The 16,592-nt window shown below is 68.4% G+C and carries 16 protein-coding genes and 1 tRNA gene; 6 read left to right on the top strand and 11 right to left on the bottom strand.

The window, feature by feature from the left end:
- Positions 1–5: 5 nt before the first annotated feature.
- A complete protein-coding gene (gene msrB / locus ACE3QC_RS09340) occupies positions 6–497 on the top strand; it encodes a peptide-methionine (R)-S-oxide reductase MsrB (protein WP_374407533.1) in 492 nt (163 codons plus the stop codon).
- Between the two features lies 1 nt (position 498).
- On the opposite strand, the gene ACE3QC_RS09335 is transcribed toward msrB, so the two are convergent.
- From ACE3QC_RS09335 to ACE3QC_RS09320, 4 genes are all read right to left on the bottom strand, one after another.
- Entirely contained in the window at positions 499–1,134 is a 636-nt protein-coding gene (locus ACE3QC_RS09335; protein ID WP_374407531.1) for a PilZ domain-containing protein, read from the bottom strand.
- A 121-nt stretch (positions 1,135–1,255) separates the two neighbouring features.
- Positions 1,256–1,340: transfer RNA gene (locus ACE3QC_RS09330), tRNA-Leu, on the bottom strand.
- A gap of 49 nt (positions 1,341–1,389) precedes the next feature.
- Positions 1,390–1,671, bottom strand: coding sequence for an integration host factor subunit beta (locus ACE3QC_RS09325; RefSeq protein WP_374407529.1), 282 nt, complete (start codon positions 1,669–1,671; stop codon positions 1,390–1,392).
- Positions 1,672–1,850: 179 nt separating this feature from the next.
- Positions 1,851–2,192 carry a GntR family transcriptional regulator gene (locus ACE3QC_RS09320; protein WP_374407527.1) on the bottom strand — a complete coding sequence of 114 codons (342 nt, stop codon included), beginning with the start codon at positions 2,190–2,192 and terminating at the stop codon, positions 1,851–1,853.
- Between the two features lie 281 nt (positions 2,193–2,473).
- Between ACE3QC_RS09320 and ACE3QC_RS09315 the strand changes: the two genes are divergently transcribed.
- From ACE3QC_RS09315 to ACE3QC_RS09295, 5 genes are read left to right on the top strand one after another with little or no spacing between them, the layout of a single operon-like run.
- Positions 2,474–4,063 (top strand): peptide MFS transporter, encoded by a 1,590-nt coding sequence (locus ACE3QC_RS09315; RefSeq protein ID WP_374408044.1) that lies wholly within the window; start codon positions 2,474–2,476, stop codon positions 4,061–4,063.
- A gap of 59 nt (positions 4,064–4,122) precedes the next feature.
- Positions 4,123–5,499, top strand: coding sequence for an amidohydrolase (locus tag ACE3QC_RS09310; RefSeq protein ID WP_374407525.1), 1,377 nt, complete (start codon positions 4,123–4,125; stop codon positions 5,497–5,499).
- Positions 5,496–6,881 carry an amidohydrolase family protein gene (locus ACE3QC_RS09305; protein ID WP_374407523.1) on the top strand — a complete coding sequence of 462 codons (1,386 nt, stop codon included), beginning with the start codon at positions 5,496–5,498 and terminating at the stop codon, positions 6,879–6,881. Before ACE3QC_RS09310 ends, ACE3QC_RS09305 begins: the two co-directional genes overlap by 4 nt.
- Before the next feature lie 5 nt (positions 6,882–6,886).
- Positions 6,887–7,414 (top strand): FKBP-type peptidyl-prolyl cis-trans isomerase, encoded by a 528-nt coding sequence (locus tag ACE3QC_RS09300; RefSeq protein ID WP_374407521.1) that lies wholly within the window; start codon positions 6,887–6,889, stop codon positions 7,412–7,414.
- A 55-nt stretch (positions 7,415–7,469) separates the two neighbouring features.
- Positions 7,470–8,144: an NnrU family protein gene (locus ACE3QC_RS09295; RefSeq protein WP_374407519.1), complete on the top strand. Its 675-nt coding sequence runs from the start codon at positions 7,470–7,472 to the stop codon at positions 8,142–8,144.
- 12 nt (positions 8,145–8,156) lie between these two features.
- Here the strand turns inward: ACE3QC_RS09295 and ACE3QC_RS09290 are convergent, their stop codons facing one another.
- From ACE3QC_RS09290 to rpe, 7 genes are all read right to left on the bottom strand, one after another.
- Positions 8,157–8,945, bottom strand: coding sequence for an alpha/beta hydrolase (locus ACE3QC_RS09290; RefSeq protein ID WP_374407517.1), 789 nt, complete (start codon positions 8,943–8,945; stop codon positions 8,157–8,159).
- Positions 8,946–8,985: 40 nt separating this feature from the next.
- A complete protein-coding gene (gene dxs, locus ACE3QC_RS09285; protein WP_374407515.1) occupies positions 8,986–10,908 on the bottom strand; it encodes a 1-deoxy-D-xylulose-5-phosphate synthase in 1,923 nt (640 codons plus the stop codon).
- Between the two features lie 78 nt (positions 10,909–10,986).
- The gene (locus tag ACE3QC_RS09280; RefSeq protein WP_374407513.1) at positions 10,987–11,457 is read right to left on the bottom strand and encodes a Fur family transcriptional regulator; all 471 of its coding nucleotides are present in this window, start codon (positions 11,455–11,457) and stop codon (positions 10,987–10,989) included.
- A gap of 35 nt (positions 11,458–11,492) precedes the next feature.
- Positions 11,493–12,164: a peptide-methionine (S)-S-oxide reductase MsrA gene (msrA, locus tag ACE3QC_RS09275; RefSeq protein ID WP_374407511.1), complete on the bottom strand. Its 672-nt coding sequence runs from the start codon at positions 12,162–12,164 to the stop codon at positions 11,493–11,495.
- 266 nt (positions 12,165–12,430) lie between these two features.
- A complete protein-coding gene (gene purH, locus ACE3QC_RS09270; protein ID WP_374407509.1) occupies positions 12,431–14,020 on the bottom strand; it encodes a bifunctional phosphoribosylaminoimidazolecarboxamide formyltransferase/IMP cyclohydrolase in 1,590 nt (529 codons plus the stop codon).
- 7 nt (positions 14,021–14,027) lie between these two features.
- Entirely contained in the window at positions 14,028–15,929 is a 1,902-nt protein-coding gene (locus ACE3QC_RS09265; protein WP_374407507.1) for a heparinase II/III family protein, read from the bottom strand.
- The gene (gene rpe / locus ACE3QC_RS09260; RefSeq protein ID WP_374407505.1) at positions 15,929–16,591 is read right to left on the bottom strand and encodes a ribulose-phosphate 3-epimerase; all 663 of its coding nucleotides are present in this window, start codon (positions 16,589–16,591) and stop codon (positions 15,929–15,931) included. Before rpe ends, ACE3QC_RS09265 begins: the two co-directional genes overlap by 1 nt.
- Position 16,592: the final 1 nt, after the last annotated feature.

Here is a 16,592-nt window from a genome sequence, read left to right as displayed (position 1 = left end):
CGGCAATGATCCATCGTCCGACAAATCGCCGCGCCACGTTGCACCTGTTCGCTCTCGGCGGCGCCAGCCTCGCGCTCGCGGCGTGCGGCGGGCAGGCGCAGGCACGCGAGTGGAAGGTCCGCTACAGCGACGCGCAATGGCGCAAGCGGCTGACCGCGAGCGAGTATCGCATCCTGCGCGAAGCGGGGACCGAACGCCCCTATTCCTCGCCGCTGGACAAGGAAAAGCGCGCGGGCACGTTCGTCTGCGCCGGCTGCGGCAACGCACTCTATTCGTCGAAGACCAAGTACGACAGCGGCACCGGCTGGCCCAGCTTCTGGCAGCCGCTGGCGGGCGGAATCGCCACCGACACCGATTTCAAGATCGGCTATCCGCGCACCGAAGTGCTCTGCGCGGACTGCGGCGGGCACCTCGGCCACGTGTTCGACGACGGCCCCAAGCCGACCGGCAAGCGCTATTGCATGAACGGCGCGGCGATGGATTTCCGCCCGGCCTAGATCAGTAGCCTTGCGGCTGCCCGGCGAGAAGCTGCGGGCACTGGAGCCGTGCCACCATCAGCGCGAATGTGCGCAGGTCGAACGTCGTGTCGAACGCGAGGCCGAAGCGCCGCCCTTCGCGCCAGCGCACCCTTGCCGAGATGTCGGGCAGGTCGTCGGCGACCAGCCGCAGCGGCTGGCCGATCGCCAGCAGGTAGGGGCATTCGATGCCCGCGCCTTGCTGCGAGATGTTGGTGATGCATGCCTCGACCGTCTGGCCGCCCGCCTCGACGTAGACGGTCTTGTCGATATCGATCCGCACCTGTCGGCGCGGATAGTCGCCCCCTTCGGCGATGAGGCCGGCCACTTCGACCGGTTCGAGGAAGCGGTAACCCGAATCGAGATCGCGCTCCCACACCTTTTCGACCGCGTGCCGCTCGCCCGATTGGAGCTCGACGGTCAGCGCGTCACCGCCGGGCAGGCGGTGGAAACCGCGCAGGCTGACGCCGGTAGCGGAAACGTCGCGGATCACGCAGACGAACTGGCCCTGCGGCGCGACGAACTTCGCGGCGCGAATCAGCAGCGTGAAGCGCGGCGCGGCACGATCCTCGGCCGGCCGGGGGTCGCTCGCCTGAGCGTCGCTCCGATCTTGCTGCATAATCCGCCTTTCAAACGGCGGCGCGCCGGGGCCGCCGTTCCGCTATCCATTTGCCGACGAACCGTCTGCAAACATCTAGTACAGCCATAAGGGTAAATACGGTGCTAAAGCGGCGCGGCGATGGTGCGGGCGGCGGGACTCGAACCCGCACGAGCAAGGCTCAGGGGATTTTAAGTCCCCGGCGTCTACCATTCCGCCACGCCCGCACGGCGCCTGCCTGCGCGAAGGCCAGGCCGGCCCCCGCGCGATTGCCGCTCAGTCGGCGTTGAGACGCTCGCGCATTTCCTTGCCCGGCTTGAAATAGGGCACGCGCTTGGCGGGAACGTCGACCGCCTCGCCGGTGCGCGGGTTGCGCCCGGTGCGCGCCTGCCGATCGCGGGTGGAAAACGCGCCGAAACCGCGCAGTTCCACACGGCCGCCCTCGCTCAGGCGCGTGGTGATCTCGTCGAAGAAGATATCGACGACCTGCTCAACCTCTTCGGCCCGCAACTCGGGATTGTCCTTGGCGAGAGCCTGCAGCAGTTCGGATCGTATCATCGTCGTTCTCCCGCTTCCCGCGTCTCGCCCCATCGGTGCGAGCCGGCCGGAAACCTTGATCTTCGTGGCCCCTACAACGGCGGCCGGATGCGTAACCTCTGCCGCGAACCCTGCCAGATGCGCCCGGCGCGCGCAATCGTCGCGAGTCGCGGGCGGTGCGATTCGATGACAGGCGCGGCTCAGTGTCTCTCGAGCAGATCGGCCGGAGCGATCCCCAGGCGCTCCATGCGCGCCTTCAGTTCGGGCCATTCGCGGGTCAGGAACTGCTCGCGCTCGCTGCGGCGCAGCTTCTCGGCCGCACCGGGCACGACATACATCCCGACCCCGCGCTGCACCTCCACCAGTCCGTCGGCCTGGAACTGCTGGTAGGCCTTGGCGACAGTGAGCGGATTGGCACCCTGCTCGGCAGCGAAAGCGCGCACCGAAGGCAGCATCTCCCCTTCCGCATAGACGCCTTCGATGATCGCCGCGGCTATCTGGTCGCGCAGCCTGAGATACACCGGGCGGCTCTGCTGGGTCATTTCTTCGGTCCTTGCGCACACCGGCGCCGAGTGAGGTGCATCAGTGCCATAATACAGCGCGGCGCGCAAGGTTCCCGGCGCGGCCGTTCCCCTGCGGAAAATCGCCAGTTTCCCCTGAAACTAAAGCTTCACATGGCGAAATCTGACGTTAGGGTGCGCGGCTTGGTCGGGGCGGCTCGGGTCGCCAAGGAAAACAAAGGGGAGGCCGCGCGCCGATGACTTTCGAACTCATCCTGTTCTGGGGCGCGGTGATCGTGCTTTCGGCGTTCCTTCTGGGAGGCATGGCGATCACCACGATGACCAAGGGCGACGAGTTCGCCGGTCATCCCAAGGGTCTGTTCATGCTGTTCCTCGTCGAGATGTGGGAGCGCTTCTCCTACTACGGCATGCGCGCGCTGCTGATTTTCTACCTCGTGCAGCACTGGCTGTTTTCGGACAGCGAGGCGTCGGTCATCTACGGCGCCTACACCGCGCTCGTCTATATCACGCCGGTCGTCGGCGGATATCTCGCGGACAAGTATCTCGGGCAGCGCAAGGCGGTGCTGTTCGGCGCCGTCCTGCTGACCTTCGGCCATTTCTTCATGGCGTTCGAAGGCGACGGTACGTTGGGCCAGGACAACCCGATGATCAACGTGTTCTGGCTCGCGCTGGCGCTCATCATCGTCGGCTCCGGGTTCCTCAAGGCGAACATCTCGGTGATCGTCGGCCAGCTCTATCCGCGCACCGACGTGCGCCGCGACGCGGGCTACACGATCTTCTACATGGGCATCAACGCGGGCGCGGCGACGGCCTCGCTCATCTGCGGCTACCTCGGCCAGACCTACGGCTGGCAGTACGGCTTCGGGCTTGCCGGGTTCGGCATGCTGATCGGCCTCGTGTTCTTCGTGCTCGGCAAGCCGCTGCTCAAGGGCAAGGGCGAGGCGAAGGACCCGGTGAAACTGGCGAGCCCGGTGGCGGGCCTCAAGCTCGAATGGTGGATGTACCTCGCCGGGCTTGGCATGGTCGCGCTGTGCTGGGTGGCGGTCCAGTATCAGGACATGGTCGGCTACGTCCTCGGCGCGTTCGGCGGGGCCCTGGTGATCTACGTGCTGTATATCGCGGTGGCCAAGCTGCCGTCCGAAGAGCGCGACCGGATTTTCGCGGCGATGTTCCTGATCCTCACCTCGATCATCTTCTGGGCATTGTTCGAGCAGGCGGGCTCCAGCCTCAACCTGTTCACCGACCGGCACGTCGATCGCGCCGGGGTCGAGGCGTCGATGTTCCAGTCGATCAACGCGATCTACATCATCCTGCTGGCGCCGGTGTTCGCCGCGATCTGGCAGTTCCTCGGCCGGCGCAATGCCGAACCCTCGACGCCGTTCAAGTTCGGGCTCGGCGTGGTGCAGGTGGGCCTCGGCTTCCTCGTCCTCGTCTGGGGCGCCGAATCGGTCGGGGTGAACGTGCCGACGCCGGTGATCTTCATCTTCCTGATCTACCTGCTGCACACCACCGGCGAGCTGTGCCTGTCGCCCGTCGGCCTGAGCGCGATGAACCGCCTCGCCCCGGCGCATATGGCGAGCCTCATCATGGGCGTGTGGTTCTTCGCTTCGGCGACCGGCAACTTCGCCGCCGGCCTGATCGCTTCGGCGACCGGCGCCGAAGCGGTGGGCGAGGAATCGGGCAAGCAGGTCGTACTCGGGGTCTATTCGACCGTCGGCTGGACCGCGGTCGCGGTCGGGGTCGCGGTGCTGCTCGTCAGCCCGCTCATCAAGAAGCTGATGCATCTCGACACGTTGCGCGACGAGGATCCGGGCGACGACCTGCTCGGCGGCAGCGAGGTGGGCGAGCCGCAGGCGGCGGGTATCCATCCCGCCACGCGCCGACAGGACTGAGGGTTTCGATATCGGGGGCGCGGCGCGGGCCGCGCCCCTTCCTTTTTGGGGGCATCCGAATGAAAGCACTGATCCGCAGCCTGTTCGCCGCGAGCGCCATGGCGGCGCTGGCCGCCTGCGCCACCACCGACGATTCGACCGGCTCTACGCGCTCCGCCAGCAGCTACGGCGAGCCCGACGCGCCCTATCCTTCCACCTATCAACGCTACCCCGGCGCGCCCACCGCGCTGGTCGGCGCCACGGTGTACGACGGCGCTGGCGGCAGGATCGATAGCGGCACGGTGCTGTTCGCGGACGGCAAGGTGGTCGGCATCGGCGGCCCCGATCTCGCGATCCCGGCGGGCTACACGCGCATCGACGGGGCGGGCAAGTTCGTCACCCCCGGCGTGATCGACATCCACAGCCACCTGGGCGACTATCCCACCCCGGCGGTCGACGCCCATTCGGACGGCAACGAGGCGACCAACCCGACCACGCCCGAAGTCTGGGCCGAACACTCGGTCTGGCCGCAGGACCCGGGCTTCACCCGCGCGCTCGCCAATGGCGGCATCACCGCGCTGCAGATCCTGCCCGGCTCGGCCAATCTCACCGGCGGGCGCAGCGTCACCCTGAAGAACGTGCCCGCGCGTACCGTGCAGGGCATGAAGTTCCCCGGCGCGCCCTACGGCATGAAGATGGCCTGCGGCGAGAACCCCAAGCGCGTCTATGCCTCGCGCGGGCCCTCCACCCGCATGGGCAACTTCGCCAAGAACCGGCAGATGTGGTTCGACGCGCAGGAATATGCCGCGGGCGACCGCGACAAGCGCGATCTCGCCAAGGAAACGCTCGCCGGCGTGCTCGACGGCGATATTCTGGTCCACAACCACTGCTACCGCGCCGACGAGATGGCGCTGGTGATGGATATGGCGAAGGAGGCCGGGTACAAGGTCACCGCGTTCCACCACGCGGTCGAAAGCTACAAGATCGGCGACCTGCTGCGCGAGAACGGCGTGTGCAGCGCGATTTGGGCCGACTGGTACGGCTTCAAGATGGAAGCGTACGACGGCATTCCCGAAAACGGCGCGCTGCTGCAGCAGGCGGGCGCCTGCGTCATCATCCATTCGGACGACGCCAACGGCATCCAGCGGCTGAACCAGGAGGCCGCCAAGGCGCAGGCCGCCGGGGCGCGGATTGGGATCGACATTCCCGATGCCGAGGTGGTCGGGTGGTTCACGCTCAACGCCGCGAAGGCGATGGGCATCGGCGACGTCACCGGCAGCCTCGAGACGGGCAAGATGGCCGACGTGGTGCTGTGGAACGGCGATCCGCTGAGCGTCTATTCGCGGCCCGAGAAGGTGTGGATAGACGGCGCGCTGATGTTCGACGCGATGGACCCGCAGCGGCGGCCAGTGAGCGATTTCGAGCTCGGCCAGCCCGGTGAAGGAGACGTGAAATGATCGCGCGCACCCTGCTTGCGGCCACCCCTGCTCTTGCCGCGGTGATCGCTTTTGCGTCCACCGCGTCGGCACAGGATTTCGCCATCACCAACGCCACCGTCGCGACCGGCGACGGCAGCGACCCGATCGAGAACGCGACCGTCGTGGTGCGGGGCGGCAAGATCGTTGCCGCAGGCGCCAACGTGCAGGTGCCCGCGGGCATTCCGGTGTCCGACGGTTCGGGCGCGTGGGTGACGCCCGGCATCTTCGCCACCGTCACCGATCTCGGCTTGTGGGACGTGGGCGCGGTGCAGCAGAGCAACGACACCCGCGCGCGCAGCACGCCGTTCAGCGCGGCGCTCGATGCCGCGCCGGCGGTCAATCCGCAATCGCAGCACGTAAAGGTCAGCCGCGCCGGCGGCATCACCCGCGCGGCCATCGCGCCGGGCGCGGCGAGCTCGATCTTCGCCGGGCAGGGCGCGATGATCGATCTGGGCGACGATCCGCAGGCGGTGCGCCGCCCACGCGCGTTCCAGATGATCGAACTGGGCGAAAGCGGCGGACGCCTCGCGGGCGGCAGCCGCATCGCCGCGCACACCCTGCTGCGCAACGCCTTGCGCGAAGCGGGCAGCTACGGCGAGGATGCGGGCCTGTCGGGCAGCCCCAGCCGCCCGGCCGACGAAACCACCGGCGACGACCTGCCGATCGATCCGCGCCTGACCGGCGAGGAAGCCGAACGCGCGAGCGACGTGCTGCTGACCCGGTTCGACGCCGCCGCGCTGGTGCCCGTCGTGACCGGGCGCCAGCCGCTCTACGTCCATGTCGAGCGCGCCGCCGACATCCGCACCGTGCTCGCCCTGCCGCGCGAATTCCCCCGCCTGCAGCTGGTGATCGTCGGCGCGAGCGAGGGTTGGCTAGTCGCGGACGAGATCGCCGCCGCCGGGGTGCCGGTGATCGCCAACGCCCTCAACGACCTGCCCACGCAATTCGAGGAGCTGGCTGCCACGCAGAGCAACATCGGCCGCATGCAGGCCGCCGGCGTCAAGGTGGCGATCAACGCCGCCGCGATGGAGCAGCCGCGCTACCTACCCCAGTTCGCGGGCAATCTCGTCGCGCTGGGCAAGGTTCCGCGCGCTGCCGGGCTGACCTGGGGGCAGGCGCTGGCCAGCATCACCTCGATCCCCGCTGAGATCAGCGGCTACGGCGGCCGGCTCGGCGTGCTCGCGCCGGGTGCCGCAGGCGACGTGGTGGTGTGGGACGGCGACCCGCTCGAGGTCTCGTCGGTTCCCGTTCGCGTCTATATCGACGGGGTCGGGCAGCCGATGGACAGCCATCAGACGGGCCTGCGCGACCGGTACCGCGATCTCGACACCAGCGAACTCCCCAAGGCCTACGACTGGTAGGCGGCATGGCTGGCAGGCAACAGGGGGCGCCATCGGGTGCGGCCGCAACGCTCGGCGCGCTGGGCGCGGCGGCGATGGCGGTCGCCGCCTTCGCGCTCGTCCCCGCGCTCGCGCAAGGGTCGGGGGATGACCGGTCGCAGGACCCGGCGTGGCACAACGCGCAACAGGCCGCGCTCGCCAGCCTCCAGCCGGCGGACGGCTGGGGCACGCTGGAGGGCGGCCTGCGCATCCGCCGGGTGAAGGGCGACGGCACCGGCCGCCATCCTACCGTGGCGGACACGGTGACCGTGCATTACGCCGGGACGCTGACCGACGGCACGACCTTCGACAGCTCGTGGGATCGCGGCGAACCCGCCACTTTCCCGCTCGGCAAGCTGGTGAAGGCGTGGCAGCTCGCGATCCCGCAGATGGGCGTGGGCGACACGATCGAAATCGCCGTCCCGGCCGATCTCGGCTATGGCCCGAACGGTAAGGGTCCGATCCCCGGCAACGCGACGCTGTTGTTCACGATCGAGCTGCTGGCGATCGAATGATTGCAGATTAGGTTTTTATTTGATACCTATTGTGCATCTCGTGGGAGAGAAGCGCATGAACGAAGCCCTGATTTCGCTCGCCGCCGCGGCGGTCGCCTTCGTCGGCACGCATTTCGCACTGTCGCATCCGCTGCGCGCGCCGATCGTCGGTGCCGTCGGCACCGGGGCGTTCCTCGGCATCTATTCGCTGGTCGCGCTGGCGACGTTCGGCTGGATGGTGCTGGCGTTTCGCGCCGCGCCGCCCGCCGACCTGCCGGGCACGGGCGAGATCGGCTGGATATTCGCCACCGTGCTAACCCTGCCCGCGCTGCTGCTCTTCCTCGGCTCGCTGTGGAAGAATCCCGCGCTGCCCGATCCGCGCGCGACCGAGACGGCGCAACGCGAGCCGGCGGGCGTTTTCGCGGTCACGCGCCACCCGATGATGTGGGGCTTCGCGCTCTGGGCGATCGCGCATATCGCGTTGTGGTGGAGCGTGCGGACACTGATCGTCGCTGGCGCGGTGCTGTTCCTCGCACTCGTCGGCGCACATATGCAGGACCGCAAGAAGCGCGTGCTGATGGGCGAGGCCTGGGCCGGCTGGCAGGCGAAGACCCGCTACTGGCCGCGCTGGAGCGCCCTGCCGCGTGCAGGTGCGATCCTGTGGCTGGCGGCGACCGCACTGTGGCTGCTGCTGACATGGTCGCACATCGGCGCCGCCGGGATACCGGCGGGCCTGTGGCGCTGGCTGTAACCGACTCGCCGATTACGGGCCTTCGCCGAGCACGCGCTCCAGAAACGCCAGCGCGTGCCATTCGGCCTCGGGCAGCCAGGCGAGGTCGTGCCCTGCGCTAGGCACGATGACCAGTTCGGTTCCGGGCCGCGCCGCTGCCAGCTTGCGCGCATGGGCCGGGGGAATGAGATCGTCGGCATCGCCGTGCAGGATCAAAACCGGCGAGCGCACCTCGGGCAGCGCCGCGACGTTGTCGTAGCGGTCGCGCAGCAGCAGCCGGGTCGGTAGCCAGCGGACTTTCTCGGCGGCGAGTTCGGTGAGGCTGGAAAACGGCGAGATCAGGATTAGCGCGGCGGGCTGAACCTCGCGCGCCATGCGGGTCGCCACACCCGAGCCGATCGAGTTTCCGATCAACACCGTGCGCTGCGGCGAAACTCCGCGTTCGGCCAGCCACGCGAGCGCCGCTCGCCCGTCGCGGTACAGGCCCTCTTCGCTCGGGCTGCCGGGATTGCCGCGATAGCCGCGATATTCGGCCGCGAGCACGCCGTATCCTTCGGGCACCAGGCGATCGGTCGCGACGACGCTCGATTGCCAGTCCGCGCCGTTGCCGTGGAAATAGACGATCGTCGGCTGTCCGCCTCGCGCGGGGCGATAGCCGGCGGTGAGCGTCAGGCCATCCGAGGTTTCGTAGGTGATGCGCTCGAAACCGGATGGCTCCGCGCCCGGCCCTGTCGGCGCGGGGTAGAGGATGCGGCCCTGCGCCAGCGTCAGAACCGCAGCCAGCACCACATACAGCGCGAGGATCGTGAGCAGCGCGGCCACCATACGCCGCCCGATCTTCCCGCCGAAACCCGGCAGGCCGTCAGGCCCGCGCTTCTTCGATCCCGGCGCTGTTATGGCGCAGCGCCTTCAGCACCGTTTCGACGATATGCGGCGCGTCGAGCCCCGCTTCGGCGTATTGCTTCGCCGGATCGTCGTGATCCTGGAACGTGTCGGGCAGGCGCATCGTGCGGATCTTGAGGCCGCCATCCGTCAGTCCCTCGTCGCTCGCGAAAGTCAGCACGTGCGCGCCCAAGCCGCCGATCGCGGCTTCCTCGATCGTCACCACGACCTCGTGGCTGCGCATCAGCTTCTCGATCAGCGCGGTGTCGAGCGGCTTGGCGAAGCGCATGTCGGCGACCGTGGTCGAAAGGCCCTTCGCCTCGAGCTGGTCGGCGGCCTTGAGCGCTTCCTGCAGCCGCGTGCCGAGCGAGAGGATCGCGATCTTGCTGCCTTCGCGCACGACACGGCCCTTGCCGATCTCCAGCTTCTCGGGAACCTCGGGCAGCGCCACGCCGGTGCCGCCGCCGCGCGGATAGCGGAAGGCGATCGGCCCGTCGTCGTATTCGGCGGCGGTGTAGGTCATGTGGACCAGTTCCGCCTCGTCGGCGGCGGCCATGACCACGAAGTTGGGCAGCGTCGCGAGATAGGTCACGTCGAACGATCCGGCGTGCGTCGCGCCGTCGGCACCGACCAGCCCCGCGCGGTCGATCGCGAAGCGCACCGGCAGGTTCTGGATCGCCACGTCGTGCACCACCTGGTCGTAGGCGCGCTGGAGGAAGGTGGAATAGATCGCCGCGAACGGCCGCATTCCCTGCGCGGCGAGACCCGCGGCGAACGTGACACCGTGCTGTTCGGCGATGCCCACGTCGAACGCGCGCTCCGGGTGAGCCTGCGCGAACTTGTCGACGCCCGTGCCGCTCGGCATCGCTGCCGTGATCGCGCAGATGCGCGGGTCGCTCTCGGCGAGCTTCGCCAGCGTTTCGCCGAACACGTTCTGGTAACTTGGCGGGCCGCCGCTCGATTTCTTCTGCTCGCCGGTGATGACGTCGAACTTGGCGACGCCATGGTACTTGTCGGCGCTGCTTTCGGCCGGGGCGTAGCCCTTGCCCTTGGTCGTCACCACGTGGATCAGCACGGGCCCCTGCTCGCTGTCGCGCACGTTCTCCAGCACCGGGATCAGGTGGTCGAGATTGTGCCCGTCGATCGGGCCTACGTAGTAGAACCCGAGTTCCTCGAACAGCGTGCCCCCGGTCGCCATGCCGCGTGCGTATTCCTCCGCCTTCTCCAGGCTCGAATGCACCCGGCGCGAAAGCTTGCGCGCGACCTTGGAGGCGAGGCTGCGCAGCCCGAGATACTCGCTGCTTGACACCATGCGCGCGAGATAGGCCGACAGCCCGCCCACCGGCGGCGCGATCGACATGTCGTTGTCATTCAGAATCACGACCAGCCGGTTGCCCGCCTGTTCGGCGTTGTTCATCGCCTCGTAGGCCATGCCGGCGCTCATTGCGCCGTCGCCGATCACTGCGATCGCCTTGCCCGGCTGGCCGTTCAGCTTGTTGGCGACCGCAAAGCCGAGCCCGGCGGAGATCGAGGTAGAGCTGTGCGCCGCGCCAAACGGATCGTATTCGCTCTCGGTGCGCTTGGTGAAGCCCGACAGCCCGCCGCCCTGACGCAGCGTGCGGATGCGATCGCGCCGCCCGGTGAGGATCTTGTGCGGATAGGCCTGGTGGCCCACGTCCCAGATCAGCTTGTCGTTCGGCGTGTCGAACACGTAGTGGATCGCGGTGGTCAGCTCGACCACGCCGAGCCCCGAGCCGAGATGCCCGCCGGTGCTGCCGACTGCATCGATCATCTCCGCGCGCAATTCGTCGGAGAACTGGCGGAGTTGGCCCTTGTCCAGCTTGCGCAGATCGGTGGGGGTGTCGACCGTGTCGAGCAGCGGGGTATCGGGGCGTTGGCTCATCCCGCCAGCCTTACACCGATGAGAGTAGCCTGTCGATGAAGCGCGGGTGTGCGTGCGGTGAGGAATTCGTGAGCGTTTTCAGCCCGCGCAGCCCTCGCACAGCCCGCGCACCTCGATGATCGGACGGCGGGTGGCGAAGCCGCTGGCCTTGGCGACCTTGCGCACGCCGCCCGACACGGCATCGTCGTCCACATGGGTCGCCTCGCCGCATTCGTCGCAGACGAGGAAAATGCAGTCGTGCTCGCACCCCGGATGGGTGTTGGCGAGGAAGGCGTTTGCGCTTTCCACCCGCATGGCGAGGTTGTTCGCCACGAACAGGTCGAGGATGCGATAGACGCTGTTGGGCGCGACGCGCTTGCCGCGTTGGCGCGAGAGGTTTTCGGCGATGTCGTAAGCCGAGGCGGGGCGTTCGTGCCGCGCGAGTTCGGCGAACACCGATTCGCGCATGCCGGTCCACTGCTCACCCGCGCCGGTCAGCGCCTCGCGCGCGGCGGAGACGAGATCGGTGCCGCTGTGTTCGTGATGCGAATGCTTATGTTGGGTGGCCATGCGCCCGATATAGCGACGGCGCGCGCGCTATGCCACTAGTCGCGCTGAAAGCTCGCGCTGTAGACGCCGGGATAGAGCCGCTTCAACGCGGCCACCTTGGGTGCATCCCACCGTGTGATATATCCGTGGCGCGGATTCTTCGCCATGAAATCCTGATGATAGGCTTCGGCCGGATAGAAGCCCTGCGCGCGTTCGATCCCGGTCACGATCGGCTGGTTCCATTTGCCGGAAGCCTTCATCTGCGCGAGATAGGCCTTGGCGACCGCGAGTTGTTCGCCCGAGGTGGGCACCAGCGCGGAGCGGTATTGCGCGCCCACATCGGGGCCCTGGCGGTTCTTCAGCGTGGGATCGGCGACGACCGAGAAGAACACGCGCAGCAACTGGTCGTAACGGATCACTTTCGGATCGTAAGTCACCTTCACGGCTTCGGCATGGTCGGTTATGCCAGACGACACGATCTTGTAGTCCGCCTGCCGCTCGGTCCCGCCATGATAGCCGGCGACGGCGCTCTTCACGCCCTTCACGTGGCTGAAGACGCCCTCGACGCCCCAGAAGCAGCCACCGGCGAAGATCGCCGTCTTGAGGCCGCTGCCTTCCTTCGCAACTCGCTCGGCAGAAGGAGCGGCCACGACACTCTCCGCCGCCGCGGGCTGGCACGCGCCGAGCGCGAGCGATCCGGCGAGGATGAAGGCGAATGCCTGTTTCACGCTGTGTTTCAGGCTCCGTCGATCAGGCCATCGCGCCGACGAGGCTGTGCCCCGCCTGCAGCGCGACGACCACCGTCCCGGCGGCGAAGCCGATGGCGAAATTGCGGAAAAGGTCGGTCTTGAGCAGCTTCATCATGTCTGTTCTTCTTCGTATCTGTGTAGCGCACGATCTAGCAGGCCGCGCTTGCGTTACACTGAACGTGGTGTTCGGGTTCGGTTTACGAAAGGGCCGGCGGGGCCAAGCGTTTCTTTCCGGGGGCGAACCCTCAGTGTCGGAAGTGGCGCATTCCGGTGAAGACCATCGCCAGTCCGGCCTCGTTCGCCGCGGCGATCACTTCCTCGTCGCGGATCGACCCGCCGGGCTGGATAACCGCCGTCGCGCCCGCTTCGGCGGCGGCGAGAAGACCATCGGCGAAGGGGAAGAACGCATCGCTGGCGACCGCGCTGCCCTGCGTGCGGGGGGCGGCCCAGCCATGCTTCTCCGCCGCCTCGGCCGCTTTCATCGCCGCAATGCGGGACGAATCGCGGCGGTTCATCTGGCCCGCGCCGATGCCGGCGGTCGCGCCGTCCTTCGCATAGACGATCGCGTTCGATTTGACGTGGCGCGCCACCGTCCAGGCGAACAAGCAGTCGCGCAGTTCCTGCTTGCTCGGCGCACGCTCGGTCACGACCTTGAGGTCGCTTTCCGAGATCGCGGCATTGTCGCGGTCCTGCACCAATATGCCGCCCGCGATCACCGCGATCGACTGGCCGGGGCGGCGCGGATCGGGCAAGCCGTCGGTCAGCAGCAGGCGCAGGTTCTTCTTTTTTGCGAACACGGCACGCGCGGCCTCGTCCGCACCGGGGGCGACCACGACTTCGGTAAAGATCGCGCAGATCGCCTCCGCGGTCGGCTCGTCAAGCGGTACATTCGTCGCGACGATGCCGCCGAACGCCGAGACGTCGTCGCACGCCAGCGCGGCCTGCCACGCCGCCACCAGCGTGTCGGCCTGCGCCACGCCGCACGGGTTGGCGTGCTTGACGATCACCACCGCCGGGCGCCCGCCACGGAATTCGGCCGCCAGCTCGAGCGCGGCGGCGGCATCGTTGTAGTTGTTGTAGCTCAGTTCCTTGCCCTGCACCTGTTCTGCCTGCGGCAGGCCCTGCGCGTGCGGCCCGGCAGCCAGGTAGAGCGCGGCCTGCTGGTGCGGGTTCTCGCCGTAGCGCAGCGTTCCGACGAGCTTGCGTGTCATGCTGACGACCGGCGGGAACTTCTCTCCCTGATCGGCGAAGGCGAACCACTGGCTTATCGCAGAATCGTAGGCCGCCGTCGCCGCGAACGCCTTGGCCGCCATGCGCCCCCGAAAATCGAGCGTCGTACCGCCGTCGTGGTCCGCCATTTCAGCGAGCAGTTCGTCGTAGTCGGCCGGATCGGTCACAATAGTGACATATCGGTGATTTTTCGCCGCCGAACGAACCATACTGGGCCCGCCGATGTCGATGTTCTCGATCACCTCGTCGCGCTCCGCCCCGCGCGCGACGGTCTGCTCGAACGGGTAGAGATTGACGATAACCAGATCGATCGCGCCGATCTCGTGCGCGTCCATCGCCGCGGCGTGCTCGGGATCGTCGCGCACCGCGAGCAGCCCGCCGTGGACCATCGGATGGAGAGTCTTCACCCGCCCATCCATCATCTCGGGGAAGCCGGTGAGGTCGGAGACGTCTCGCACCGTCAGCCCCGCATCGCGCAGTGCGCGCGCGGTCCCGCCGGTGGACACCAGCTCGACCCCGCCCTTCGCCAGCCGGGCGCCCAGTTCCACCACACCGTCCTTGTCGGACACCGAAAGCAGTGCCCGCCTGATCGCCACGTCGCTCACTCGAATGCTATCCCATCTTCTTGAGCAGCCAGGAGAAACTTCCCCCGCTGCGCGATGTCATCCCCTGGATGACCAGTTGTTCGACCGGGTGGGCACGGCCGAGGCCGTCGACCCACAGGCTTTCCTCGATCGCCAGCTCGCCGATCCCATCGCCCGTTTCGGCACTCTTCGGCACGCGAAGCTGCCAGAAGCTGCCATCGGGCAGCGCCAGGCCCACGCCCTGCCCGTCGTCCGACAGGCGAGTCTCGACCCCGGGGCCGAGGTGGAAGCGAATCGCGAAGGCGATCTTGCCGCGCTTGCCAGTCTTGCCGGCGGGCAGCAACACGTCCTCGCCGCGCAGTTCGTGTCCGTTTTCGCGCAGGATCAGGATGCGGCGGTGGGTGAGCCCGTGGCGCGAGGCGTAACCATCGTGGCTCGCCTCCAGCCGGGTCGCCCCCCCACCGTTCAGGTCGAGCATCCGCCGGTCGATCTCGACCTCGTTGACACCCTTGCCGAGCTTGCCGTGGAGCAGCACCGCGGTCGAATTCGCCTCGTCCAGCGTCAGCGTCGAATGCGCGGCGCTGGCGCGCAGCCCCTGCTCGATCCGCACCGGCACCTGCCCGCCCGCGAACGCCGCGCCGCCGCAATTGACCACGATCCGCTGACCGTCCGCCGAAAACTCGAACCCCAGCGTCGAGGCGCAGCCGGAACGCGCGTGGCGCGGCAGCGGCGGTGGGGCGCAGTCGGCGATCAGCACCGCCTTGCCCGCCGCGACCCGCTGATAGCCCCACTGGCGCGCATCCTTGAGCGGGCGGGTGCGCACGCGGCTCGCCTCGACCAGCGCGGCGATACGCTCGGCGCGCACCGCGCCTGCGCCCTGCCAGCTTCCCAATCCGCCGTCGCCGTGGAGCAGCGAGAGCAGCGGTGGCACCAGCAGTTGCAGCATCGTGTCGAGGAACGGCGGCGGATTGCGCTTCACGGCGGCGTAGCAGGCGCGCAAGTCGGTCAACGCGGCGATCGCGTCCATCTGCGCGAGCGGGCTGCGCGAGAGCACGCCGCCGTCTTCTGCCACCAGTTCGCCCAGCGCGCGCGCAAGGCCCGCTTCGGCATGGAGGCGGCGCGGCCTGCCATCGGGGAGCAGCAGCCCGGCGGCGACCAGCGCGGTCCAGCCCATGACCGCGCCGAGCCCGTCCTCCGCCTTGCCCGCGCGGTGATCGAGCCAGCGCGCCGTCTCGGCGATCGCGGCGAGCGCCTTGCCGCGCAACTGCGTGCCTTCGCCCGAAAGGATCAGCGGCGCGAACACCAGCCAGTGGCGCAGCCGGTTGCCGACATGCTCGACATTCCACGCCGGACCCTTGCCGGGCGCGGAATTGGCCGCGAGCCATGCGCCCAGCACCCGCTCCGCTGTGGCCACGCACTGTTCGCGCGGCGCGCTGGCAGCGAGGTCGCGCAACCAGCCGAAGCCGTGGACCGTGCGCTCGAACGGCGGGGTCAGCCGCGTGCCCGAAGCGAACTCGACCTGCGCGATCGGCGCCTTGACCCCGTAGATCAGGAAGTGCCCGGCGCGCAGCGCGACGCCCGCCGCACGGTCGCCCGCGTAAGGGCTTTCGACCGTGCCGAGCAGGCGCGGCTTGGCAGGCTTGGCGAACGGCGCGGCGAGCGTCGAGCCCGAGACGCCCATGCGATAGGCGAAGCGGATCAGCGCATCGCCCGCGCCCAGCCGCGGCGGCGCGAGATCGGCGAGAACAAGCGAGCGGCCGGGCTCGAGAACCTCGCCGCGGGGGCCCTCTACGGCGCTCTCGGCGCGCACCAGCGTCTCGCTCGTACTCTTGCGCAGCGGCAGTGCGGGCGGATCGTCCGGCATTTCGTCGCGCACGTTGCCGGCGGCGGCGCGGCGGGCGCCCGCATCGGCCACCGGCGCCCCCGCCATCAGCCCTCGCCCCTCAGCGCGGCGATATTGGCCGCGTAACGATCCGGCCCGCCCTTGAAGGTGGCGGATCCGGCGACGAGCACGTCGGCCCCGGCATCGACGCAGCGGCGCGCGGTCTCCATGTTGACCCCGCCATCGACCTGCAAATGAATGTCGCGCCCGGTGGCCTCGATCATGCCGCGAATCGCCTCCACCTTGCGCAACTGGCTGTCGATGAAGCTCTGCCCACCGAAGCCGGGATTGACGCTCATCACCAGCACCAGATCGGCGAGGTCGAGCAGGTATTCGAGCGCCTCGGGCGGCGTGCCGGGGTTCAGCACGACGCCCGCCTGCTTGCCCAGCGCGCGGATCGCCTGCAGCGTGCGGTGCACGTGCGGCCCCGCTTCCGGATGGACGGTGATGATATCGGCCCCGGCCTCGGCGAACGCCTCGAGATAGGCGTCCACCGGCGAGATCATCAGGTGCACGTCGAACGGCTTTTCGGTGTGCGGGCGCAGCGCCTTCAGCACCGCCGGGCCGATGGTGATGTTGGGCACGTAATGCCCGTCCATCACGTCGATATGGATCCAGTCGGCCCCTGCAGCGTCGATCGCGCGCACTTCCTCGCCCAGCCGGGCGAAATCGGCGGAAAGGATCGAGGGAGAGATGAGCGGGGCGGCCATG

It is taken from the genome of Pelagerythrobacter sp., from assembly GCF_041912895.1.
Lineage (GTDB): Bacteria > Pseudomonadota > Alphaproteobacteria > Sphingomonadales > Sphingomonadaceae > Pelagerythrobacter.
Note: the sequence above shows the minus strand (reverse complement) of the source record. Positions and strands in the feature narration are given on the sequence as shown.